Here is a 23,348-nt window from a genome sequence, read left to right as displayed (position 1 = left end):
CCGGCGCCCGCACGACCCGGCCCCGACCCAGAACCACGTACCGACCCAGAGAACCAGAGAGGCACCCACGTGTCCGATGTGCTGGAAGTACTGAATCCGGCCACCGAGGAAACCGTCGCCGTCGTCCCGGCCGCCACACGGGACGACGTCGACGCCGCCGTCGCCCGGGCCGCCAGGGCCCAGCGAGCCTGGGCGGCGGCACCCCCTGCGGACCGGGCCAGACTCCTGCGCCGCTTCGCCGCGGTCGTCGACGGACACGTCGAGGAACTCGCGCAGCTGGAGGTCCGCGAAGCCGGCCACACCATCGGCAACGCCCGCTGGGAGGCGGGCAACGTCCGCGACCTCCTGGAGTTCGCCGCCGGGGGAGTGGAACGCCTCTCCGGCCGCCAGATCCCCGTCGCCGGCGGCATCGACGTCACCTTCCTCGAACCCCTCGGCGTCATCGGCGTGATCGCCCCCTGGAACTTCCCCATGCCGATCGCCGCCTGGGGCCTGGCACCCGCCCTCGCCGCGGGCAACGCCGTCATCCTCAAGCCCGCCGAGACCACCCCCCTCACCGCCCTGCGCCTCGCCGAACTCGCCCTCGAAGCCGGGATCCCCGAGCACCTCTTCCAGGTGCTCCCCGGCCACGGGGCGGTCGCCGGCGACGCGCTCGTCGAACACCCCGGCGTCGCCAAGATCGTCTTCACCGGCTCCACCCGAACCGGCAAGCAGATCATGGCCAAGTGCGCCGACCGGGTGAAGCGCGTCACCCTCGAACTCGGCGGCAAGAGCCCCAACATCGTCTTCGCCGACGCCGACATCGAAGCCGCCGCCGCAGCAGCCCCCATGGCCTTCCTCGACAACACCGGCCAGGACTGCTGCGCCCGCACCCGGATCCTCGTCCAGCGCTCCGCCTACGACCGCTTCCTCGAACTCGTCGCCCCCGGCATCGAGTCCGTGACCGTCGGCGACCCGCTGGACGAGAAGACCCAGATGGGCCCGCTCATCTCCCGCGCCCAGCTCGACCGCGTCCGCTCCTACGTCACCGACGACCTCACCGCCGTCCGCGGCAAGGCCCCCGAGGGACCCGGCTTCTGGTACCCGCCCACCCTCGTCACGGACGTCGACCCCACCGCGCCCGTCGCCGCCGAGGAAGTCTTCGGACCGGTCGCCGTCATCCTCCCCTTCGAGGACGAGGAGGACGCCGTACGCCTGGCCAACGCGACCGAGTACGGCCTCTCCGGCTCCCTCTGGACCCGCGACGTCGGCCGCGCCCTGCGCGTCTCCCGCGCCGTCCGCGCCGGAAACCTGTCCGTCAACTCCCACAGCAGCGTCCGCTACTGGACCCCCTTCGGCGGATACAAGCAGTCCGGGCTCGGCCGCGAGCTCGGACCCGACGCCCTCACCGCTTTCACCGAGACCAAGAACGTCTTCATCAGCACGGAGGCCTGAACCCCATGACCGACCGCACCGAAGAGATCGTCTGCCGCCGCCTGGTCGGCCGCACCGCCGTCATCACCGGAGCCGGCAGCGGCATCGGCCTCGCCACCGCCCGCCGCCTCGCCTCCGAAGGCGCCAACGTCGTCTGCGCCGACATCGACCCCGCCGCCGGCAAGGCCGCCGCCGAAGAGGTCGGCGGCACCTTCGTCCAGGTCGACGTCACCGACCAGGAGCAGGTCGAAGCCCTCTTCAAGACGGCCTACGACACCTACGGCTCCGTCGACATCGCCTTCAACAACGCCGGCATCTCGCCCCCGGACGACGACTCCATCCTCACCACCGGACTCGACGCCTGGCGCCGCGTCCAGGACGTCAACCTCACCTCCGTCTACCTCTGCTGCAAGGCCGCCCTGCCCTACATGCAGCGCCAGGGCCGCGGCTCCATCATCAACACCGCCTCGTTCGTGGCCATCATGGGCGCCGCCACCTCCCAGATCTCCTACACCGCCTCCAAGGGCGGCGTCCTCGCCATGTCCCGCGAACTCGGCGTCCAGTTCGCCCGCGAGGGCATCCGCGTCAACGCCCTCTGCCCCGGGCCCGTGAACACCCCGCTGCTCCAGGAGCTGTTCGCCAAGGACCCCGAGCGCGCCGCCCGCCGCCTCGTGCACATCCCGCTCGGCCGGTTCGCCGAACCCACCGAGATCGCCGCCGCCGTCGCCTTCCTCGCCAGCGACGACTCCTCCTTCATCAACGCCACCGACTTCCTGGTCGACGGCGGCATCTCCGGCGCGTACGTCACCCCCCTGTAAACCCCGAACGTTCACCCCCGCACCACCCACCCGACAGCCGGGCGTCGCACGACGCCCGGCTGTCGTGCTCTACCGTCCCCGATGATCTTGAGAAGGAGTACGCACCACCGTGACCCGAACCAGCACCCGGCGCAGGCTCCAGGCCGCGGGCGCCGCCGCCGCGATGGCCGCCGGGGCCCTCACCGCCGCCGCCCCCGCCCAGGCCGCCCACCCCGCCTGCACCACCCCGCAGCTCGCCGCCGGCTGGTACGGCGACAACCAGGCCCGCCTCCAGCAGCTCATCGACCGGTACGGCAGCTGCAACCCCTACCGGCCCGACCGGGCCAAGCCCGTCGCCGTCTTCGACTGGGACAACACCGTCGTCAAGAACGACGTCGGCGACGCCACCATGTTCTGGCTCCTGCGCAACGGGAAGGTCCGCCAGCCCGCCGGCGGCGACTGGACCACCACCAGCCGCCACCTCACCCCGGACGCCGCCCGGGCCCTCGCCGCCGCCTGCGGCCCCCTCGCCCGCCCCGGCACCCCCCTGCCCACCGGCACCCCCGCCGGCGCCCCCTGCGCCGACGAGATCAACGCCGTCTACGGCACCGCCGCCACCCGCACCGGCACCCCCGCCTTCGCCGGCTGGGACCGCCGCACCACCGAACCCGGCTACGCCTGGCTCGCCCAGCTGACGCAGGGCTGGACCGCGTCCGAGGTGCGCGGCTTCGCGGCCGCCGCCCGCGCCGAGAACCTCGCCGCCCCCGTCGGCGCCAAGCAGCAGGTCGGCACCGGCACCGCCACCGGCTGGGTCCGCTACTACGACCAGCAGCGCGACCTCATCGAAAAGCTCCGCCGGGCCGGCTTCGACGTCTGGATCAGCTCCGCCTCCCCGCAGCCCGTCGTCGAGACCTGGGCCCGGGGCGTCGGCATCGACGCCGCCCACGTCATCGGCATCCGCAACACCACCACCCGCGACGGCAGGCTCACCCCCCGCCTCCAGGGCTGCGGATCCGTCCCCGACGGCGCCGACACGATGATCACCTACATCGACGGCAAGCGCTGCTGGATCAACAAGGAGGTCTTCGGCGTCCGCGGCAAGGCCGCCGAGAAGGTCCAGCCCGCCGCCCGCCGCCAGGTCTTCGCCGCGGGGGACTCCGACACCGACATCTCCTTCCTGCGCGACGCCACCGCCCTGCGGCTGGTGATCAACCGCAACAAGAACGAACTGATGTGCCGCGCCTACGACAACAGCGACGGCAAGTGGATCGTGAACCCGATGTTCATCGAGCCGAAGAAGCAGAAGGCCGGCCCCTACCCCTGCTCCACCACCGGCTACACCGACCGCGACGGCACCACGGGCCCCGTCCGCCGGGGCGACACCAGCGTCGTCCCCGACCAGACGGACACCGTCTTCTGACGGCGGGGGCAGGGGGCTAGAGGAAGGTCCGCCCCTCGCCGCGATAGGTGGGGACCGAGTCCACGACCCGGTCCCCCTCCACCAGGTGCAGGGCGTCGAACCGCTCGCACAGCTCCCCGGCCTTCGCGTGCCGGAACCAGACCCGGTCGCCGATCAGCAGGTCGTCGGCCGGGCTCCCCAGCAGCGGCGTCTGCACCTCGCCCGCACCCTCCTGCGGGTCGTAGCGCAGCCCCGCCGGCAGGTACGGCACCGGCAGCCGGTCGGCACCCGCCGCCCCCGACGCCGGATAGCCCCCGCCCAGCACCGTCACCACACCCACCCCGGGCCGCCGCACCACCGGCTGCGCGAACAGCGCCGCCGGACGCCCCCGGAACGTCGAGTAGTTGTCGAACAGCCGGGGCACGTACAGCCCCGACCCCGCGGCGATCTCCGTCACCGCCTCCTCGGCGGCCGTCTCCGCCACGCTCCCGGTACCACCGCCGTTGACGAACTCCAGGTCCGGCACCACCGCCCGGACCGCGCGCACCGCCTCCGCCCGCCGCACCGCCAGCTCCTTGCGGGCCGTGCTCTGCATCAGCCGGATCATCCGCGACCGCACCGGCCGCCCGGCCAGCGCGTCCCCGACCCCGGCGACGTGCCCCTCGTACCCCATCAGGCCGACCACCCGGAACCCCGGACGCGACACCACCGCCCGCGCCAGCTCCGCCAGGTCCCCGGGCTCCCGCAGCGGCGACCGCCGCGCCCCGACCCGCACCCGCCCCCCGAACAACCGCAGGGCGGTGTCCAGTTCCAGGCAGACCCGGACCTCCTCGGCCCCGCCGCCCCGCGCCCGGTCGATCAGGTCCAGCTGCGCGGGATCGTCCACCATCACCGTCACCGCGGACGCCAGCTTCGCGTCGCCGGCCAGCTCGGCGAAACCGGCCCGGTCGGCCGACGGATAGGCGAGCAGCACGTCCTCGAACCCGGACCGGGCGAGCCACAGCGACTCCGCGAGGGTGTACGACATCACCCCGGCGAACCCCGGGCGGGCCAGCACCCGTTCGAGCAGCGCCCGGCACCGCACCGACTTGCTGGCCACCCGCACCGGCTTCCCTCCGGCCCGGCGCACCAGGTCGTCGGCGTTGGCGTCGAAGGCGGCCAGGTCCACGATGGCCAGCGGCGCGTCCAGATGCGCGGTCGCCCGGTCGTACCGGGTGCGGTCCGAAGTCATGGGCGGCAGCTTGCCAGAGGTTGTTACGGGTGGGTAGGCCCTTGCCCTGGCCGGGCGGTTGAGCGGATCTGCCGCTGCGCGGTGCGGGTCCCCTCCCCGCCCTTCCACCGTTCCCAGGGGCTCCGCCCCAGACCCCGTTGCGTTCGAACGCCGCGCGGGCCGGAGGATCCGGCCCTGCCGGGCAAGCCCCGCGGAGCGGCACCCCCGGCCGCCCGGGCAGGGCGACGCCGGCGGGCACGTAAAGTACGGACAGGCAGCCGTACGGAACCGGGGGGCGGAGCCGCCGCATGACCACGACGACACCACGGACCGAGGTCCTGGACGCCCCCGAGCCGCCGCCCCCGCCCCCGGCCGCCCCCCGCCGCCACCCCGTACGGGTCGTCACCGCCACCGCGTGCGCACTCCTCGGCACCGCCCTCCTCGCCGGCGCCGCCGCCACCGCCTGGAACGACCACCGCGCCGCGCACCGCCCCCTGCCCCCCGACGCCGCCTACCGCAAGGCCGCCTCGCTGTGGCGGTCGGCCCCCGCGGACGGCCTCCTGCCCCCGGTGCTGGACGCCCCCGACTCCGGCCCCGGCGGCGCCGACCGCCGCTGGACCCGGATCGCCCTCGCGCCCGACGCCGACTGCGCCGCCGCCCTGCCCGCCGACTGGCGGACCGCGCTCGCCGCCACCGGCTGCACCCGCGTGCTCCGCGCCACCTACACCGACGCCACCCGCAGCTCCCTCGTCACCGTCGGCCTGGTCTTCACCCCCGCCGACGCCACCGCGATGGCCGCGCTCCGCGGCCGCCTCGGCGTCCCGCCCGCCTACGAGTACGCCGACGCGCGCCGCGCCGCCTGGACGGCGACGGTCTCCGCCCAGGCCCCGGCGGTCGTCTACGCCGTCTCCGCCTTCGCCGACGGCCGCACCGTCGACGCCCCCGTCCCCGCCGAGGACGCGGTCCGCCAGGGCGCCACCGGGACCGTCGCCGAAGCCGGGCTCGGCCACGACGCCAAGGCCGCCGCCGACCGGGTCGCCCAGGCCCTCACCGCCCTCGCCGCCCCCGACGCGATCCCGGGCGCGGCACCGTCGAAGGGCGCCGCCCGATGAACCCGAACTCCCTGCGCGCGGCGGCCGCCACCGGCCTCGCCGCCGCCCTCCTCGCCGTGACCGCCGCCCACCCCGCCGCCGCCGACACCATCCGCGACCGGCAGTGGGGCCTGCTCGCCCTGCGCGCCGAGGAGGCCTGGGGCACCACGCAGGGGGACGGGGTCACCGTCGCCGTCCTCGACACCGGCGTGGACGCCACGCACCCCGACCTCACCGGCCAGGTCCTCGAAGGCACCGACCTCGTCGGCATGGGCGCCGGCCGCGGCGACCGCGCCTGGGCCCGCCACGGCACGGCGATGGCCAGCATCATCGCCGGCCGGGGCCACGGCCCCGACCGTTCCCAAGGGGTCCTCGGGATGGCGCCCCACGCGAAGATCCTGCCGGTCCGGGTGATCCTGGAGGAGGGCGACCCGGGCCGCAACAAGGCCCGCGACAGCAAGTCCGGCGCCCTCGCCGAGGGCATCCGCTGGGCCGCCGACCACGGCGCGGACGTGATCAACCTCTCGCTCGGCGACGACAGCGACTCCGCGCACCACGAGGCCGCCGAGGACGAGGCCGTGCAGTACGCCCTCGGCAAGGGCGTGGTCGTCGTCGCCTCCGTGGGCAACGGCGGCGAACGCGGCGACCACACCTCCTACCCGGCCGCCTACCCCGGCGTCATCGCCGTCGCGGCCATCGACCGCCAGGGCCGCAAGGCACCCTTCTCCACCCGCCACTGGTACGCCACCGTCAGCGCCCCCGGCGTCGACGTGGTCATCGCCGACCCCGACCGCTCCTACTACGAGGCCTGGGGCACCAGCGCCGCCGCGGCCTTCGTCTCCGGCGCCGTGGCCCTCGTCAAGGCCGCCCACCCGGGGCTGTCCCCGGCGCAGGTCAAGAAGCTGCTGGCGGACACCGCCACCGACCGCCCGGCCGGCGGCCGCGACGACGGCCGGGGCCGCGGCACGGTCGACCCCGTCGCGGCGCTCCAGGCCGGCGCCGCGCTGCGCGCCGAGGCGCCCGTGCCCACCGCCGTCGCGGCCGGGCGGCGGTACTTCGGCCCCGGCCCCGAGCCGGCCCGCCCCGCCGGGCGTCCCGGGGTGCCCGGGGTCACGGCCGCCGCGGCCGGGGGAGCGGTCCTGCTGGTGCTGGCCGCCGTACTGGCCCGGCGCCCGCGCGCCGCGCGCCGGGACACCTCGGGATAGGGTCGGTTGATTGTGGCGACCAAGAACATTCCAGACCCCGGCTTCTCCGACGACGACGGCACCGCCGACCCCCGGCTGAGCGCCGCCCTGGCCGCCTGGGCGGCCGACCGGGCGGCCGAACCGCAGCTCCTGGCGGCGCTGAAGGACGCCCGGCTGCTGGTGCCGGTGGTGGCGATGCTCGGCGAGGTCGAGACCGACCCGGAGACCGGCCTCAAGCGCGAGAAGACCAGCGACATGGCCGTGCCGACGCTGACCGCGGGCAACCGGCGGGCGCTGCCCGCCTTCACCTCGATCGCCTCGCTGGCCCTGTGGGACCCGGCCGCCCGCCCGGTGGCGGTCCCGCTGCACCAGGCGCTCGCCGCCGCCGCGCACGAGAAGGCCGACACCGTCGTCATCGACCTGGCGGGCCCCGTCCCGTACCAGCTGACCGGCCCCGCGCTGCTCGCGCTGGCCGAGGGCCGCACCGACGCCGACCCGCTGGCGGACCCCGCCGTGCGCGAGGCGGTACGGGCGGCCGTGGCCGCGGAACCCGCGGTGCTCCGCGCCCACCTGGGCCGGGGCGGCGCCGACGCGGACGGCACCCTGGCCATCGTGCTCTCCGCCGGTACCGAGCCCGCCCCGGCGGCCCGCCGGGTGGCCGAGGCGCTCGCGGCGGACGAGACCCTGCGCGGCCGCCTCGTCCGCGGCCTGGACCTGGCCCTGCTCCCGGCCGGTGCCCCGGCCCCGCCCGGGGAGCCGCTCTTCACGCGCTGAGGTCCGTACGCATGCCGAAGGGCCGTCCGCGGAAGTTCGCGGGCGGCCCTTCGGGGGTGAAGCGGAATCCTGGTGGACGGGATCAGGCGTAGACCGGGCCCGTGAACTTCTCGCCCGGGCCCTGGCCCGGCTCGTCCTGGACGATCGAGGCCTCGCGGAAGGCCAGCTGGAGCGACTTCAGGCCGTCGCGCAGCGGGGCGGCGTGGAAGGAGCTGATCTCGGTGGCGCTGGCGGTCACCAGACCGGCCAGGGCGGTGATCAGCTTGCGGGCCTCGTCGAGGTCCTTGTGTTCGGAGTCCGGCTTGTCCAGGCCCAGGTTGACCGCCGCGGCGCTCAGCAGGTGGACGGCCACCGTGGTGATGACCTCGACGGCCGGGACGTCCGCGATGTCGCGGGTCATCTCGTCGTAGTCGGGAGTGGTGGAATCGGAGGGCGTCGCGTCAGTCATGCGCTCCACGATAGGTCGTGCGGCGGCCTTGCAATGCGTGGGGTACTATGTACATCGACCGGCCGGACACCTGTGTGCCCGGCCCACAAGTGGAGGCTCCGATCTCCCACCCGACCACCCTCCGGGGAGGCGGGTCTTCCGGTCAGGCGGTGTCCATCGTTCCGTACGGACGATGGGAAGCCGCCGATCTGCGCCCCGCGGTTCGCACGCGGCGGTGCTCCGGTTGTTTTGGAGCCCCTGCCTGTGCCCGGCGGGGCATTTTTCATTCTCCGCCGCGGTTGAGGTCTGACGACACAAGACGTCAGCGGTTGCCTGCCAGGCAGCCGTGTGGTGCTACCGAGGAGGATCCATCAGCACCGAGCCCCGCATCAACGATCGGATTCGCGTCCCTGAGGTGCGACTCGTCGGTCCCAGCGGCGAACAGGTGGGCATCGTCCCGCTTGCGAAGGCGCTTGAGCTCGCGCAGGAATACGACCTGGACCTGGTCGAGGTCGCGGCCTCCGCGCGCCCGCCGGTCTGCAAGCTCATGGACTACGGCAAGTTCAAGTACGAGTCGGCCATGAAGGCCCGTGAGGCGCGCAAGAACCAGGCGCACACGGTCATCAAGGAGATGAAGCTCCGGCCGAAGATCGACCCGCACGACTATGACACCAAGAAGGGTCACGTCGTTCGGTTCCTCAAGCAGGGCGACAAGGTCAAGATCACGATCATGTTCCGTGGTCGCGAGCAGTCCCGGCCGGAACTCGGCTACCGACTGCTGCAGCGTCTCGCTTCGGACGTCGAGGAGCTCGGCTTCATCGAGTCGAACCCGAAGCAGGACGGCCGAAACATGATCATGGTTCTCGGTCCGCACAAGAAGAAGACCGAGGCGATGGCCGAAGCCCGCGAGGCGCAGGCCGCGCGCAAGGCCGAGCGCCTGGGTACCGCCGAGGCCGCTCCGGCCGAGGCTGACGCCACCGAGGTCGAGGCCACCGAGGTCGAGGCCGTCGAGGCCGCCGAGGTCGAGGCCGACGGCTCCGCCGAGGCGAACACCGAGGCCTGATTCCGGGACACCCCGTCCCGGATCACCCAACAACATGACGCTCCCGCGCGCCGGTCCCCGGACCGGCGGGAGCGCCACCGACGAGGAGATAACGGCGCCATGCCGAAGAACAAGACGCACAGCGGTACCAAGAAGCGCTTCAAGGTCACCGGCTCCGGCAAGGTGCTCCGCGAGCGCGCCGGCAAGCGCCACCTGCTCGAGCACAAGTCGTCGCGCGTCACCCGTCGCCTCACCGGCAACGCGGAGATGGCCCCCGGCGACGCCGCGAAGATCAAGAAGCTTCTCGGCATCTGATGTCCTCTGCTCCCCCTGAGGGAGCAGGACGTCAGCACCGGGACCCCATCGAATTCCGGGTCGTGTGACGACATCCACGGCCCCGCTACAAGGAGTACAAAGTGGCACGCGTCAAGCGGGCAGTAAACGCCCACAAGAAGCGCCGGGCGATCCTCGAGGCGGCCTCCGGCTACCGCGGTCAGCGTTCGCGCCTGTACCGCAAGGCCAAGGAGCAGGTCACCCACTCGCTGGTCTACAACTTCAACGACCGCAAGAAGCGCAAGGGCGACTTCCGTCAGCTGTGGATCCAGCGCATCAACGCCGCTGCCCGCCAGAACGGCATGACGTACAACCGCCTCATCCAGGGTCTGAAGGCCGCCAACATCGAGGTGGACCGCAAGATCCTCGCCGAGCTGGCCGTCAACGACGCCAACGCGTTCGCCGCGCTGGTCGAGGTCGCGCAGAAGGCCCTCCCGGCCGACGTCAACGCGCCCAAGGCTGCTGCCTAAGCCCTGGCCGGCCGCGTAACGCAGTCGGCATCCTCGGACCCGCAGGCCAACCGCCTGCGGGTCCGAGTGTTTTCCCCGCACGGCAGAGGTGCCCCCGCACCACCTGTGCCCGCACCGCCCGCGCCCCCCGCGCCCCGCACCCCGAGAGGGACCGCAGAGACCATGGCCGACCTGGGTCACCACGAGCTGATCTCCCCCCGATCCCCGCGGGTGGCCGCCGCCCGGCGCCTCGCGCGGCGCAACTTCCGCACCAAGGAGCGCCGCTTCATCGCCGAGGGCCCGCAGGCCGTCCGCGAGGCGGTCGAGCACCGCGGGGCCCAGGGCGCGACCCTGATCGAGCTGTTCGCCACCGTCGAGGCCGCCGAGCGCTACGCCGACATCGTCGAGGCCGCGCTGCTGGCCGGGGCCCGGGTGCACTACGCCTCCGACGAGGTGCTCGCCGAGGTCTCCCAGACCGTCACCCCGCAGGGCCTGGTGGGCGTCTGCCACTTCCTGGACTCCCCGTTCGAGGAGATCCTCAAGGCCGGGCCCCGCCTGGTCGCCGTCCTCGCCCACGTCCGCGACCCCGGGAACGCCGGCACCGTGCTGCGCTGCGCCGACGCCGCCGGCGCCGACGCGGTGGTGCTGACCGACGCCTCCGTCGACCTGTACAACCCGAAGTCCGTACGGGCCTCCGTGGGCTCCCTCTTCCACCTCCCGGTGGCCGTCGGCGTGCCGGTCGAGCAGGCCGTGGAGGGGCTGCGGGCCGCCGGGGTGCGGATCCTCGCCGCCGACGGGGCCGGCGAGGACGACCTGGACGCCGAGCTCGACGCGGGCACCATGGGCGGGCCCTCCGCCTGGGTCTTCGGCAACGAGGCCTGGGGCCTGCCCGAGGAGACCCGGGAGCTCGCGGACGCCGTCGTCCGCGTCCCGATCCACGGGAAGGCGGAGAGCCTGAACCTCGCGACCGCCGCCGCCGTGTGCCTCTACGCGTCCGCGCGTGCACAGCGGGCGCCCGGAGGGTGCCGCTCCGTGACCCCCAGCTAGTAATGTGGCCGCCCGGGGGCCCACTGCGCTACCCGGAGATGTGGGGTACGGGGACATGACCGTCGGTACGAACAGCTCGCCAGGGGCCGCAGGCGCGGCCGAGGAGCGGTTCGGGGACGCCGCCGGACCCTCCGGTCCCGGCGCGCCCGCGCAGCCCGCCGGCCCCGGCCCCGCGGCGGCGGCCCCGGACGCCCTGGGCTTCGTACCGCCGCAGGCGGGGCGCGCACCGGACCGCGGCGCCGCCGCCGGGCAGGCGCCCGCCCGGCCGGGCCCGACCGCCCAGGACCCCGTCATCGACCCCGACGAACTGCCCGACGGGCTCGTCGTCGCCGACCACACCGGACACGTCGTCTGCTTCAACCGGGCCGCCTCCCGGATCACCGCCATCCCCGCCGGCCAGGCCATCGGCGCCCGCATCGAGCGCGCGCTGCCGCTGGAGGACCTCGAAGGCCGCCGCTGGTGGGCGCTGACGGACCCGTACGGGGGACTCGCCACCCGGCGCGGCCAGCCCGAAAGGAACCTGCTGCTGCCCGGCGGCCGCGAGGTGCTCGTCTCCGCCCGCTACGTGCGCACCCACCCCACCGGCCCGCTCAGCCGCCTCGTCGTCACCCTGCGCGGCACGGAGGCCCGGCGCCGCACCGAACGCAGCCACGCCGAGCTGATCGCGACGGTCGCGCACGAGCTGCGCTCCCCGCTGACCTCGGTGAAGGGCTTCACCGCCACCCTGCTCGCCAAGTGGGAGCGGTTCACCGACGACCAGAAGCGGCTGATGCTGGAGACCGTCGACGCCGACGCCAACCGCGTCACCCGGCTGATCGCCGAACTCCTCGACATCTCCCGCATCGACTCGGGCCGCCTGGAGGTCCGCCGGCAGCCGGTCGACCTCGCCGCCGCCGTCGGCCGCCACGTCCAGGCGCTCACCGCTAACGGCCAGGCGCCCGAACGGTTCCTCGTACGGGTCAGCAGCCCGCTGCCCGACTGCTGGGCCGACCCGGACAAGATCGACCAGATCCTCGGCAACCTCCTCGAAAATGCGGTGCGCCACGGTGACGGAACCGTCACCATCGACGTGGCGCCGCACGAGAAGGGAACAGCCGTCACCGTGACCGACGAAGGCCCCGGGATCCCCGAGGAATCGATGGCCCGCGTCTTCACCCGCTTCTGGCGGGGGAGCAAGCGCGGCGGCACCGGCCTGGGCCTGTACATCGTCAAGGGCATCGTGGAGGCCCACGGCGGCACCATCACGGTCGGCCGCGGCCCCGGAGGCGGCGCCGAGTTCCGATTTATCCTGCCCGTGAGCGCCCCGGCCTACCTCACCCAGTAACCCTGCGGAGAGTCCCACCGGGCGGCCCACGGGCTCCTCCACCCCCGGCGGCCCTTAGACTCGTCCTTTGGCACCCTTGTGTCCTTGTGCCGATCGAGCCCGAGGCGTTTCGATCAATGTCGTGCGGGGACCCACCAGCCAGCCATCGGAAGTACGGGAAGAGATGTCGGCACCGAACAAGTCGTACGACCCTGTCGAGGTCGAGGCACTGAAACCGGAAGAGATCGAGCGCATGCGGGACGAGGCGCTCGCCGCCTTCGCGTCCGCCGGCGACCTCGACGAGCTCCGCGAGGCGAAGACCGCGCACATGGGCGACCGCTCGCCCCTCGCGCTCGCCAACCGCGAGATCGGCGCCCTGCCGCCCCAGGCCAAGGCCGAGGCGGGCAAGCGCGTCGGACAGGCCCGCGGCGCCGTGAACAAGGCCTTCGGGGCCCGCACGGTCCAGCTGGAGGCCGAGCGCGACGAGCGGGTGCTGGTCGAGGAGGCGGTGGACGTCACGCTGCCCTACGACCGCGTGCCCGCCGGCGCCCGCCACCCCCTGACCACGCTGATGGACCGCATCGCGGACATCTTCGTCGGCATGGGCTACGAGGTCGCGGAAGGCCCCGAGGTCGAGGCGGAGTGGTTCAACTTCGACGCCCTCAACTTCACGCCCGACCACCCGGCGCGCCAGATGCAGGACACCTTCTTCGTCCAGGGCCCCAAGGGCACCGAGGGCGACGAGTCGGGCGTCGTGCTGCGCACCCACACCTCCCCGGTGCAGGCGCGCTCGCTGCTGGAGCGCAAGCCCCCCGTCTACATCGTCTGCCCCGGCCGCGTGTACCGCACCGACGAGCTCGACGCGACGCACACCCCGGTCTTCCACCAGGTCGAGCTGCTCGCCGTGGACGAGGGCCTGACCATGGCCGACCTCAAGGGCACCATCGACCACATGGTCAAGGAGCTCTTCGGGGAGCAGACCACCACCCGGCTGCGCCCGCACTTCTTCCCCTTCACCGAGCCGTCCGCCGAGATGGACATGCAGTGCTACGTGTGCCGCGGCGAGTCGGTGGGCAACCCCGACCGCCCCTGCCGCACCTGCTCCAGCGAGGGCTGGATCGAGCTCGGCGGCTGCGGCATGGTGAACCCGAAGGTGCTCACCGCCTGCGGTGTGGACCCGGAGAAGTACAGCGGGTTCGCCTTCGGCTTCGGCATCGAGCGGATGCTGATGTTCCGTCACAACGTTGAAGACATGCGAGACATGGTCGAGGGTGACGTGCGCTTCACCCGGCCGTTCGGGAGTGAGATCTGATGCGCGTCCCGCTTTCCTGGCTGCGGGAGTACGTCGACCTCCCCGCGGGCGAGACCGGCCGTGACGTGGCCGCCAAGCTGGTCGACGCCGGCCTCGAGGTCGAGACCGTCGAGACGCTCGGCGCCGGCCTCAAGGGCCCCCTCGTCGTCGGCCAGGTGCTGACCATCGAGGAGCTCGACGGCTTCCGCAAGCCGATCCGCTTCTGCACGGTCGACGTCGGCACCGCCAACGGCACCGGCGAACCGCAGGAGATCGTCTGCGGCGCCCGGAACTTCTCCGTCGGCGACAAGGTCGTCGTGGTCCTGCCCGGCGCCGTCCTGCCCGGCGACTTCGCGATCGCCTCGCGCAAGACGTACGGCAAGACCTCGCACGGCATGATCTGCTCCGGCGACGAGCTCGGCATGGGCGACGACGGCACGCACGGCATCATCGTGCTGCCGCCGGAGTACGAGCCGGGCACCGACGCGATCGAGCTGCTCCAGCTCGTCGACGAGGTCCTCGACATCGACATCACCCCGGACCGCGGCTACTGCATGTCGATGCGCGGTGTGGCCCGCGAGGCCGCCACCGCCTACGGCCTGCCGCTGCGCGACCCGGCGCTGCTCGACGTGCCCGCGCCGAACTCGTACGGCTACGCCGTGCAGATCTCCGACCCGGTCGGCTGCGACCGCTTCACCGCCCGCACGGTGACCGGCCTCGACCCCGAGGCCCGGTCCCCGATCTGGCTCACGCGCCGCCTCCAGAAGGCGGGCATGCGCCCGATCTCGCTGGCCGTCGACATCACCAACTACGTGATGCTGGAGCTCGGCCAGCCGCTGCACGCCTACGACCGCTCCCGCCTCGACGGCGCGATCGGCGTCCGCCGTGCCGAGCAGGGCGAGAAGTTCACCACCCTCGACGGCGTCAAGCGCACGCTCGACGCCGAGGACCTGGTGATCACCGACAGCAGCGGCCCGATCGGGCTCGCCGGTGTCATGGGCGGCGCCAACACCGAGATCGCCGACTCCGTCACCGACCCGGAGACGGGTGCCGTCACCGGCACCACCGACGTCGTCATCGAGGCCGCGCACTTCGACTCCGTGTCGATCTCGCGCACCGCCCGCCGCCTGAAGCTGTCCTCCGAGGCCTCCAAGCGCTTCGAGCGGGGCGTCGACCCGCAGGCCGCCGCCGCGGCCGCGCAGCGGACCGTCGACCTCCTCGTGCTGCTCGCCGGCGGCACCGCCGAGGCCGGCGTCACCGAGCTCACCGCCCCGGGCGCCCCGCGCACCATCGCGATGCGCGCGGACCACCCGGACCGGGTCGCGGGCATGGAGTACGGCCGCGAGACCGTCGTGCGCCGCCTCCAGGAGATCGGCTGCGACGTCTACGGCCAGGACGAGCTCGTCGTCACCGTCCCCTCGTGGCGGCCCGACCTCGCCGAGCCCAACGACCTCGCCGAAGAGGTCATCCGGCTGGAGGGCTACGGGAACCTCCCGTCCACCCTCCCGCAGGTGCCCTCCGGCCGCGGCCTGACCGCGCGCCAGCAGCTGCACCGCCGCGTCGGCCGCGCCCTGGCCGGTGCCGGCTACGTCGAGGCGCTGAGCTACCCGTTCATCGGCGAGGCCGTCTTCGACCAGCTCCAGCTGCCCGCGCACGACGCGAGCCGCCAGGTCGTCAAGCTGGTCAACCCGCTGTCCGACGAGGAGCCGGCGCTGCGCACCACGCTGCTGCCGGGCCTGCTGGGCGCGCTGCGCCGCAACGACAGCCGGGGCAGCCACGACCTCGCGCTGTTCGAGACCGGCTCGGTCTTCCGCGCCGCCGCCGAGGCGGGCGTCGCCGTACGCCTGCCCGTCGACCGCCGTCCCACGGACGAGGAGGTCGCCACCCTCGACGCGGCCCTGCCCGCGCAGCCGCGGTACGCCGCGGTCGTGCTGGCCGGTGCCCGCGAGCAGGCCGGCTGGTGGGGCAAGGGCCGCCCGGCCGACTGGGCGGACGCCGTCCAGGCCGCCCGCGCGCTGGCCGTCGAGGCCGGTGCCGAGCTGGTCGTCCGCCAGGGCCAGTACGGCCCCTGGCACCCGGGCCGCTGCGCCGAGCTGGTCGTCACCGTCGACGGTGTCGAGCAGGTCATCGGCCACGCCGGTGAGCTGCACCCGCGCGTGGTCAAGGCCATGGGCCTGCCCGCCCGCACCAGCGCCATGGAGCTCGACCTGGACCGCCTCGCGGCGGCCGGCGGCGAGGCCGTGCAGGCGCCCCGGATCTCCACCTTCCCGGTGGCGACCCAGGACGTCGCGCTGATCGTGGACTCCTCCGTCCCCGCCTCGGCGGTGGAGGACGCCCTGCGCAAGGGTGCCGGCGAACTGCTGGAGTCCCTGCGGCTGTTCGACGTCTTCACCGGTGAGCAGGTCGGCGAGGGCAAGAAGTCCCTCGCGTACGCGCTGCGCTTCCGCGCGGCCGACCGGACGCTGACCGCCGAGGAGTCGACGGCGGCGCGCGATGGCGCCGTGGCGCTGGCCGGTGAGCGGACCGGGGCGGTGCTGCGGGGCGCGTAGCGTCTCTTTGCTCTCGCTGTGTTGAGGGGCGCGTCCGGTGATCCGGGCGCGCCCCTCACCCGTTCGGGTGGCCGGGGCGGGTACGCCGCCTGCGGGTCGGTTGCCGCTGCGCGGGCCTGGGTCCCCTACCCGCCCTTCCACCGTTCCCCGGGCTGCGCCCGGACCCCGTACGGCGCTACCGCGCCCGCGCCTCAAACGCCGGCGAGGCTGAAATCAGCCTCGCCGGCGTTTGAGGCGCGGGGGCCTGGGGGCGGAGCCCCCAGAAGGGGTCCGGGCGCAGCCCGGGGAACGGGCGAAGGGCGGGTAGGGGACCTCGCCCGCGCAGCGGCCAACCATCGGCGGAGTCAGATGGTCGTCGGGGACTCCGACGCCGTCGGGGACTGCGCCTCCGTCGAGGTCGTCGGGGGCGTCGGGGCCTCCGAGGTGACGGGCGGCGGGGTCGTGGCCGGGGGCGGCGTCGTGGCCGGGGGCGGGGTGGTCGCCGGAGGCGGGGTCGTCGCCGGGGGCGGGGTCGTGGCCGGGGGCGGCGGGGTGGTCCCCGGGGTCGTCGCGGCCGGCGGCGGCGTCGTGGGCCCGGCCCCCTCCCCCCGGGTCGGCTCCGCACCCGGCGGAGCCACCGGCTCCGCCGGTGAATCGTTCCCGCTTCCCCCCGGCACCTGCGGCGGGGTCACCGCCGGCGCGTCCGGGGTCGAGGACACCGTCGGGGCCGTCGGCTGCTCCGGGTCCTCCTCGGCCGTCAGCGACAGGGCGACGACCGTGCCGAGGGCCACCACCGTCAGCGCCCCGGCGGCGGCCAGCAGCACCGTCTTGCGCCGCCGGTCGGGCACGGGCGGCTGCGGAGCCCGGACCGGGGCCGGGACCGGGGCCGGGGCCGGGGCCGGTGCGAACGCCTCCGCGTAGACCTGGGACAGCGTCGACGCCGGACCGGCCGGCTTCCCGATCACCGGGGTCACCTGGGTGACCGCGTCGGAGCCGGCCGGCGGCAGGGCCGGGAGGACCGGCGGCGCCTCCAGCCGCAGCGGCGGGGAGGCCTTCGCCCCCTTCGCCCCCATCGCCTCCCGGTCCCGGTCGGTGACCAGCGCCAGCGCCCGCCGCCCGGCGACGGTCCCGCGCTTGTCCGCGAGCGCCCCGCGCAGCCCGATCGAGGCCTCCAGCTCCGCCCGCGCACGGTCCAGACGCCCCTCGCACAGGGCGAGGACGCCGAGCTCGTGGTGGAAGTACGCCTGCTCCGCGACCTCCCCCGCCTTCCGTGCGGCCTCCGCGCCCGCGCGCAGCGCCCGTCCCCAGGCCTCCCAGGACGGTGCCGCCGCCAGTGCCGGGGCGGCCGTGCGGGCCAGCAGTACGGCGGCCACCACATCGGCCCCGCCCAGCGCGGCGAGCACCGCGTCGGCCTCCGCCGCGACCCGTTCCGGGGTCACCGAGGCGTGCCCGGTCCACCAGGCGTAGTGCCGGGCGGCGGTACGGGCCTCCTCGGCGGCGTTCTCCCCGTACCCGGCCTCCTCCAGCTGCCGCGCGACCCCCTCCGCGAGCCGGTGGCGCGGCCCGACGGGGGTGATCAGCCCGCAGCCGAGGAGTTCCGCGACGGCGGCGTCGGCGTGCGTGTCGCCGACCAGCGCGGGCAGGTGGGCGTGGTGCGGGAGTTCCCCGCCCAGCGCGCAGGCGGTCCGCAGGGCGGCCCGGGCCGACTCGCTCACCCGGGAGGCCAGCAGTTCGGCGGGGGCCGCGGCCTGCGCCAGCGTGGGCAGCGGGACGTGGGAGGGGTCGCGGGGGCGTTCCTCGAAGACCCCGGGCTCCTCGTCCTCGTCGTCGGCGGAGCCTCCGTTGAGCTCGTCGCGCTGCCGCAGCAGTGCGGCGGCCTGCACGAAGCGCAGCGGCAGGCCCTCGGAGGCGAACCGCAGGTCCTCCGCCCAGGCGGTCTCCTCGTCGGTGAGCGGCCGGCCGGCGGCGGTCTCCAGCAGCAGGGCGCAGTCGGCCCGGCCGAGTCCGCCGAGGAAGACCTCTTCCAGGTGTGCGTCGTCGGAGGGGGCCTTGGTGTCGGGGGTCGCGGCGAGCAGGTAGGCGCACTCCGGGGTGGCGCGCAGCAGTTCGTCGAGGGCGGCGCCGCCGAGCTCCAGGTCGTCGAGGAGCACGATCGCCCCGATCTCGGCGACGCCCGCGAGGAGTTGGGTGCGGTCGGGACGCTCGTCCCGGGTGTCGTACACGGTGGTGTACAGGGTGTGGAGGAGTTCGGCGGGCTGCTGCCGGCCGTGGCCGCTGAGCCGGACGACTCCGTCGGGTGCGAGGTCGGCGCAGTCGGCGGCGACCGCGTCGAGGAGGACGGAGCGGCCGGATCCGGCGGGGCCGGTCAGCCGTACGGAGCGGCCTCGCCCGAGGAGGCGTACGACCCGCTCCCGCTCGTCGGCGCGGTCCAGGAGCGGCAGGGAGGGGAGCGGCGGCCCGGGCAGTGCGGGCGGGCGGGCGGCGGCGTCCCGGTCGGCGCGGGCGGCGGCGGTGCGCTTGGCGGGGCGGCGGGCCGCCGCCCCGCGGGCCTCGGGCCGCAGGGGCTCGATCTCGCTGCCGTCGACGGGGTTGACGGTGAGGGTGAACTCCCCGGCGGTCAGGGTCACGACACGGGCGGGGGCCTGCGGCTGCGCGCCGGTTGCCGGGCCCGCGGTCCTGGCCGCCGCGGCCGGTGTCCCGGCGGGCCGGCCCGCCGCGGCCTGTTCGTCCTGGCCGGGCTGCCCCTGTGTACGGTCCATGCCCCTGTCCCCCGATCGCGCCGCGCGCCCGCCGCCGTCTTGCCGTCTTCGTCGTGCCCGGCACCCGCTCACGTCGTCGTCGCCACCGGTCCGGTTTCCGCCCGACCCTAGACCGTGGCCGGGGGTTCCGTCACCGCAGGGGTCCCTTCACCACGGGACCGTTACGGTTCCCGCGGTCAGTCCTTGCGGCCGGTCACGGCGACGGTGACGCCGAGGCCGATCATGGCGAGCCCGCCCGTGCCGCCGATCATGGACAGGCGGCGCGGGGATCCGGCGAACCAGTCGCGGGTGGTGGCGGCGGCGAGTCCCCAGAGGCTGTCGAAGACGATCGCGATCAGGTTGAAGACGAGGCCGAGCAGGAGCATCTGGAGCATGACGTGCCCCTGGTCGCGGTCGACGAACTGCGGCAGCACGGCGGCGAAGAAGACGATGGTCTTCGGGTTGGCCACGCCGACCGCGAAGCCCTCGCCGAGGGTCCGCCAGGTGCCGTGCGCCGCGGGGGCCGCCTCGGCGACGGCGGCCTGGAGCGACCCGCGGCCGCGGAAGGCCTTGACGCCGAGGTAGACGAGGTAGGCGGCGCCGGCCAGCTTCAGGGCGGTGAAGACGAGGACGGAGCGTTCGACGACGGCGCCGACGCCGAGCGCCACGGCCGCCACGAGTACGTACGATCCGAGCGTGTTCCCGGCCACCGTGGTCAGCGCGGCCCGCCGGCCCTGGGCCAGGGCCCGTCCGACGACGAACAGCACGCTGGGGCCGGGGATCACGATCAGCACGAGGGACATGGCCGCGAAGGCCAGCAGTCTGTCGGTGGACACCATGGATCCATGTAAGCCGAGCCCGCCCGGGGGGCGCAGCCCCTTTTTCCGGGGCCGGCCCCGCCCCGGTCACACGCGGGGCAGGGACTCCGCTTCCAGTCCGCCCTCGATCGCGAGGATGCGGTGCAGCCGGGTCGCGACGAGCAGCCGCTGCATCCGGTCGGGCACCCCGCGCAGGACCAGGCGCCGCCCGGTCCGGCCGGCCCGCCGGTGCGCCCCCATGATCACGCCGAGTCCGGTCGCGTCCCAGGAGTCGAGGCCGGTGAGGTCGAGCACGAGGTCGCCGTGGCCGTCGTCGAGGGCGGTGTGGAGGACCGTACGGGCGTCAGCCGCGCTGCGCACGTCGAGGCGGCCCCCGACAGCGAGTTCGGCGTGGTCGCCCCTGATGTGCATGTGTGCTCCCCGGCTTTACTGCGTACGTATTGTCCGACGGGTCCGTGGTCGGCAACTCTCACTGCAACTGACTGCCGTGCGGGCCGTGAAGTTGCCGACCGTGAGCGAACCGATACCTAATTCACCCCGTAGGGTGCGGGCATTCGAACGCTCGTGCTCAGTGCTTGTAGAAGCCCTGGCCGCTCTTGCGGCCGATGTCGCCCGCGTCGACCATGCGGCGCATGAGCTCCGGCGGCGCGAACTTCTCGTCCTGGCACTCGGTGTAGATGTTGCTGGTGGCGTGCAGCAGGATGTCGACGCCGGTGAGGTCGGCGGTGGCGAGCGGGCCCATGGCGTGGCCGAAGCCCAGCTTGCAGGCGATGTCGATGTCCTCGGCGGTGGCCACGCCCGATTCGTAGAGCTTCGCGGCCTCGACGACGAGCGCGGAGATCAGGCGGGTGGTGACGAAGCCGGCGACGTCGCGGTTGACGACGATGCAGGTCTTGCCGACCGACTCGGCGAACGCGCGGGTGGTGGCGAGGGTCTCGTCGCTCGTCTTGTAGCCGCGGACCAGCTCGCAGAGCTGCATCATCGGGACGGGCGAGAAGAAGTGCGCGCCGACGACCCGCTCCGGGTGCTCCGTCACGGCCGCGATCTTGGTGATCGGGATGGCGGAGGTGTTGGAGGCCAGGATCGCGTCCTCGCGGACGATCTTGTCGAGGGCGCGGAAGATGTCGTGCTTGACTTCCAGCTTCTCGAAGACGGCCTCGACGACGATGTCCACGTCGGCGACCGCGTCGAGGTCGGTGGTCGTGGTGATCCGCGCCAGGGCCGCCTCGGCGTCCTCGGCGGTCAGCTTCCCCTTGGAGACGAACTTGTCGTAGGAGGCCTTGATGCCGTCCGTGCCCCGGGTCAGCGCGGCATCGGTGACGTCCCGCAGGACGACGTCCCAACCCGCCTGAGCGGAGACCTGAGCGATCCCGGAACCCATCAGTCCCGCGCCGATGACGGCGAGCTTCCCAGCCACTGCACACCCCTCGTTGTTCTCAGTACGACCCGGCCTCGTAGCCTCTCCGGCGGAGACTAGCGCCCGTGGGCGGCGGAGTGACCGCGAAGTAACACGCGTCACGTCTCAGATGACGGACATCACACTGGAACGGGTCAGGAGGCGTGCGCGGCCCGACAGTTCAGTTTTCGCCACCTTCGTACCGGGCCAGCAGCTCCTGGACGCGGCCCAGTTCCCAGCGGGCCGCCGGGACGTGGCCGAGCGCCAGGGCCATCGCGGCGCGGCCGGCGAGGTAGTGGGCGTCCTGGCGGGCGCGTTCGTCCGCGTCGGGGTGGTCGTCGATCCGCCGGAGGGTCCGCACCACCTGGTCCCGGAGCATGCCGGCCTCGTGGAGCCGCGGGTCTCCCGGGGCGAGGTCCGCGCGCGGCATGTCCTTGGCGTGGTCCCAGGTCCGGGCGTCCTGCTCGGCGGGGCGCCCGGCGTCGGGGTGGTGGGGGTGGCCGGCCCAGGGGTGGGCCAGGTCGCGCAGGTCGAGGCAGCGGTCGAGGGCCGCGCCGAGGTCCCCGGCGGCGACGGCCGCGCGGCCCGAGGCGGCGCGGCGGGCGGCTTCGTCCCGGTTGCGGTGGTCCTGCGGGGTCCCGGGGCGGCGGGAGGCGAGGAAGCCCGCCAGCTCGTCGATCTCCCGGGCCGCGTCGGCCCGCTGCCAGATCCCGTACGCGTCGTCCAAGGCTCCGCTCCCCCGCTCTCCGGACCCCTGCGGCCCCCGCCCGACGGTACGCGGCCGGCGGGCCCGTCTACGCTGGCGCCATGGTGAACCTGACGCGCATCTACACCCGTACCGGCGACAAGGGCACGACCGCCCTGGGGGACATGAGCCGGACGCGGAAGACGGACCTGCGGATCTCCGCGTACGCCGACGCCAACGAGGCCAACGCCGCCATCGGGACGGCGATCGCGCTGGGTGCGCTGCCGGAGGAGGTCGTGAAGGTCCTGGTCCGCGTCCAGAACGACCTGTTCGACGTCGGCGCCGACCTGTGCACCCCGGTGGTGGAGGACCCCGAGTACCCGCCGCTGCGGGTGGAGCAGTTCTACGTGGACCGGCTGGAGGCCGACTGCGACGTCTTCAACGAGCAGCTGGAGAAGCTGCGCAGCTTCATCCTCCCCGGCGGCACCCCGGGCGCGGCCCTGCTGCACCAGGCCTGCACGGTGGTCCGCCGGGCCGAGCGCTCCACGTGGGCGGCGCTGGAGGAGCACGCCGAGGTGATGAACCCGCTGACGGCCACCTACCTCAACCGCCTGTCCGACCTCCTGTTCATCCTGGCCAGGACGGCCAACAAGGAGGTCGGCGACGTGCTCTGGGTCCCCGGCGGCGAGCGCTAGCGCTTGGTTCCGGCCAGTTCGGCATCCTGGTCCGCCGCGCCCTCCGGGGCCTTGCGGGGCCAGATCGTGTAGGTCGCGGCGACGATGGCCTGGATGCCGAGCACCTTCAGGGGGACGCCCTGCCAGGACTGGAGCTGGGCCGTGTCGGCGGTGTCGCCGACGTACCAGATGCCGGCCTGGAGGAGGCCGTACGCGACCGCCGCGGCGGCCAGGGTGCGCAGCCACAGCTGCCACTCGTGGACCGCGCGGGCCTTGCCGTACTTGGCCCCCGGCGGCTTCGGGCCCCCGGCGAAGCGGTGGGCGGCGTGCCCGTCGAGCCACTTCACGGTGTAGTGCCCGTAGCCGACGGTGTAGCCGACGTACAGGGCGGCGACGCCGTGCCGCCAGCTCGGTTCGCCGCCGTTCTTCAGGTCGACGAAGGACGCCACCAGCAGCACCAGCTCCAGCAGCGGCTCGCACAGCAGCAGCGCGGCGCCCAACCGCGGCATTCCGGCCAGGTAGCGCAGTGCCAGCCCGCCCGCGAGCAGCACCCAGAAGCCGACCTCACAGGCGATGATCAGCCCGACGAGCATGACGGCTCTCCCTTCCTTCCTCGGTTCCCCCGTTGTCCTCCCAGGGTTCCGGCCCGCGCGCCCCGCCGCGTCGTCGCCAGTGACGAAAGCCCACTGCATCCTTCGATGTAGCGCCGTCTCAGCCCGGGCGGCGAGGCCCCGCCGCGGCGGACCGTG

22 protein-coding genes are annotated in these 23,348 nt (G+C 74.1%); 14 read left to right on the top strand and 8 right to left on the bottom strand.

Features of this window, described 5'->3' with window-relative positions; translation table 11 throughout:
* The first annotated feature begins 69 nt into the window (after window positions 1–69).
* From ACIPW5_RS28085 to ACIPW5_RS28075, 3 genes are all read left to right on the top strand, one after another.
* Window positions 70–1,434, top strand: a complete 1,365-nt coding sequence (locus tag ACIPW5_RS28085; protein ID WP_401250445.1) for an aldehyde dehydrogenase family protein — start codon at window positions 70–72, stop codon at window positions 1,432–1,434.
* A 5-nt stretch (window positions 1,435–1,439) separates the two neighbouring features.
* Complete coding sequence (locus ACIPW5_RS28080; protein ID WP_401250442.1) at window positions 1,440–2,231, top strand: 3-oxoacyl-ACP reductase; 792 nt, start codon at window positions 1,440–1,442, stop codon at window positions 2,229–2,231.
* 163 nt (window positions 2,232–2,394) lie between these two features.
* Window positions 2,395–3,630: an HAD family hydrolase gene (locus ACIPW5_RS28075; protein WP_401250504.1), complete on the top strand. Its 1,236-nt coding sequence runs from the start codon at window positions 2,395–2,397 to the stop codon at window positions 3,628–3,630.
* A gap of 16 nt (window positions 3,631–3,646) precedes the next feature.
* Here the strand turns inward: ACIPW5_RS28075 and ACIPW5_RS28070 are convergent, their stop codons facing one another.
* Entirely contained in the window at window positions 3,647–4,840 is a 1,194-nt protein-coding gene (locus ACIPW5_RS28070) for an amino acid deaminase/aldolase (RefSeq protein WP_401250439.1), read from the bottom strand.
* Window positions 4,841–5,127: 287 nt separating this feature from the next.
* Here ACIPW5_RS28070 and ACIPW5_RS28065 point away from each other — a divergent pair, with 287 nt between their 5' ends.
* The 3 genes from ACIPW5_RS28065 to ACIPW5_RS28055 are packed head-to-tail and all read left to right on the top strand — an operon-like array spanning window position 5,128 to window position 7,868.
* Window positions 5,128–5,931, top strand: a complete 804-nt coding sequence (locus tag ACIPW5_RS28065) for a hypothetical protein (protein WP_401250436.1) — start codon at window positions 5,128–5,130, stop codon at window positions 5,929–5,931.
* Entirely contained in the window at window positions 5,928–7,115 is a 1,188-nt protein-coding gene (mycP, locus tag ACIPW5_RS28060; RefSeq protein WP_401250433.1) for a type VII secretion-associated serine protease mycosin, read from the top strand. Before ACIPW5_RS28065 ends, mycP begins: the two co-directional genes overlap by 4 nt.
* A gap of 12 nt (window positions 7,116–7,127) precedes the next feature.
* Entirely contained in the window at window positions 7,128–7,868 is a 741-nt protein-coding gene (locus ACIPW5_RS28055) for an SseB family protein (RefSeq protein WP_401250430.1), read from the top strand.
* An 82-nt stretch (window positions 7,869–7,950) separates the two neighbouring features.
* On the opposite strand, the gene ACIPW5_RS28050 is transcribed toward ACIPW5_RS28055, so the two are convergent.
* A complete protein-coding gene (locus ACIPW5_RS28050) occupies window positions 7,951–8,316 on the bottom strand; it encodes a DUF1844 domain-containing protein (RefSeq protein WP_042800665.1) in 366 nt (121 codons plus the stop codon).
* Between the two features lie 325 nt (window positions 8,317–8,641).
* On the opposite strand from ACIPW5_RS28050, the gene infC reads away from it, so the two are divergent.
* The 7 genes from infC (at window position 8,642) to pheT (ending at window position 16,309) form a co-directional block, all read left to right on the top strand.
* Window positions 8,642–9,358: a translation initiation factor IF-3 gene (gene infC, locus ACIPW5_RS28045; protein WP_401250427.1), complete on the top strand. Its 717-nt coding sequence runs from the start codon at window positions 8,642–8,644 to the stop codon at window positions 9,356–9,358.
* A 99-nt stretch (window positions 9,359–9,457) separates the two neighbouring features.
* Window positions 9,458–9,652, top strand: a complete 195-nt coding sequence (gene rpmI / locus ACIPW5_RS28040) for a 50S ribosomal protein L35 (protein ID WP_030012385.1) — start codon at window positions 9,458–9,460, stop codon at window positions 9,650–9,652.
* 101 nt (window positions 9,653–9,753) lie between these two features.
* Window positions 9,754–10,140, top strand: a complete 387-nt coding sequence (gene rplT / locus ACIPW5_RS28035) for a 50S ribosomal protein L20 (RefSeq protein ID WP_007263143.1) — start codon at window positions 9,754–9,756, stop codon at window positions 10,138–10,140.
* A gap of 171 nt (window positions 10,141–10,311) precedes the next feature.
* Window positions 10,312–11,166 (top strand): TrmH family RNA methyltransferase, encoded by an 855-nt coding sequence (locus tag ACIPW5_RS28030; RefSeq protein ID WP_401250501.1) that lies wholly within the window; start codon window positions 10,312–10,314, stop codon window positions 11,164–11,166.
* Window positions 11,167–11,221: 55 nt separating this feature from the next.
* Window positions 11,222–12,490, top strand: a complete 1,269-nt coding sequence (locus ACIPW5_RS28025) for an ATP-binding protein (RefSeq protein ID WP_401250424.1) — start codon at window positions 11,222–11,224, stop codon at window positions 12,488–12,490.
* A 163-nt stretch (window positions 12,491–12,653) separates the two neighbouring features.
* Window positions 12,654–13,781, top strand: a complete 1,128-nt coding sequence (gene pheS, locus ACIPW5_RS28020; RefSeq protein ID WP_285546213.1) for a phenylalanine--tRNA ligase subunit alpha — start codon at window positions 12,654–12,656, stop codon at window positions 13,779–13,781.
* Window positions 13,781–16,309: a phenylalanine--tRNA ligase subunit beta gene (gene pheT / locus ACIPW5_RS28015; RefSeq protein WP_401250420.1), complete on the top strand. Its 2,529-nt coding sequence runs from the start codon at window positions 13,781–13,783 to the stop codon at window positions 16,307–16,309. The genes pheS and pheT overlap by 1 nt, the downstream gene beginning before the upstream one ends.
* Before the next feature lie 344 nt (window positions 16,310–16,653).
* On the opposite strand, the gene ACIPW5_RS28010 is transcribed toward pheT, so the two are convergent.
* The 5 genes from ACIPW5_RS28010 to ACIPW5_RS27990 form a co-directional block, all read right to left on the bottom strand.
* On the bottom strand, window positions 16,654–19,047 hold the full coding sequence (locus tag ACIPW5_RS28010) for an ATP-binding protein (RefSeq protein WP_401250418.1): 2,394 nt from the start codon (window positions 19,045–19,047) through the stop codon (window positions 16,654–16,656).
* A gap of 176 nt (window positions 19,048–19,223) precedes the next feature.
* Window positions 19,224–19,865, bottom strand: a complete 642-nt coding sequence (locus tag ACIPW5_RS28005) for a LysE family translocator (protein ID WP_401250415.1) — start codon at window positions 19,863–19,865, stop codon at window positions 19,224–19,226.
* Window positions 19,866–19,931: 66 nt separating this feature from the next.
* Complete coding sequence (locus tag ACIPW5_RS28000) at window positions 19,932–20,255, bottom strand: STAS domain-containing protein (RefSeq protein ID WP_125603340.1); 324 nt, start codon at window positions 20,253–20,255, stop codon at window positions 19,932–19,934.
* Window positions 20,256–20,412: 157 nt separating this feature from the next.
* Complete coding sequence (locus ACIPW5_RS27995; RefSeq protein ID WP_401250413.1) at window positions 20,413–21,261, bottom strand: 3-hydroxyacyl-CoA dehydrogenase family protein; 849 nt, start codon at window positions 21,259–21,261, stop codon at window positions 20,413–20,415.
* A 160-nt stretch (window positions 21,262–21,421) separates the two neighbouring features.
* Window positions 21,422–21,967 carry a hypothetical protein gene (locus ACIPW5_RS27990; RefSeq protein ID WP_401250412.1) on the bottom strand — a complete coding sequence of 182 codons (546 nt, stop codon included), beginning with the start codon at window positions 21,965–21,967 and terminating at the stop codon, window positions 21,422–21,424.
* A gap of 80 nt (window positions 21,968–22,047) precedes the next feature.
* Between ACIPW5_RS27990 and ACIPW5_RS27985 the strand changes: the two genes are divergently transcribed.
* Window positions 22,048–22,620 (top strand): cob(I)yrinic acid a,c-diamide adenosyltransferase, encoded by a 573-nt coding sequence (locus tag ACIPW5_RS27985; protein ID WP_401250409.1) that lies wholly within the window; start codon window positions 22,048–22,050, stop codon window positions 22,618–22,620.
* On the opposite strand, the gene ACIPW5_RS27980 is transcribed toward ACIPW5_RS27985, so the two are convergent.
* The gene (locus tag ACIPW5_RS27980; protein WP_401250406.1) at window positions 22,617–23,192 is read right to left on the bottom strand and encodes a hypothetical protein; all 576 of its coding nucleotides are present in this window, start codon (window positions 23,190–23,192) and stop codon (window positions 22,617–22,619) included. The genes ACIPW5_RS27985 and ACIPW5_RS27980 overlap by 4 nt on opposite strands.
* Between the last annotated feature and the right edge of the window lie 156 nt (window positions 23,193–23,348).

The sequence above is a fragment of the Streptomyces sp. NPDC090077 genome, assembly GCF_044747545.1.
Lineage (GTDB): Bacteria > Actinomycetota > Actinomycetes > Streptomycetales > Streptomycetaceae > Streptomyces.
This window is presented reverse-complemented; position numbering and strand designations above follow the sequence as displayed.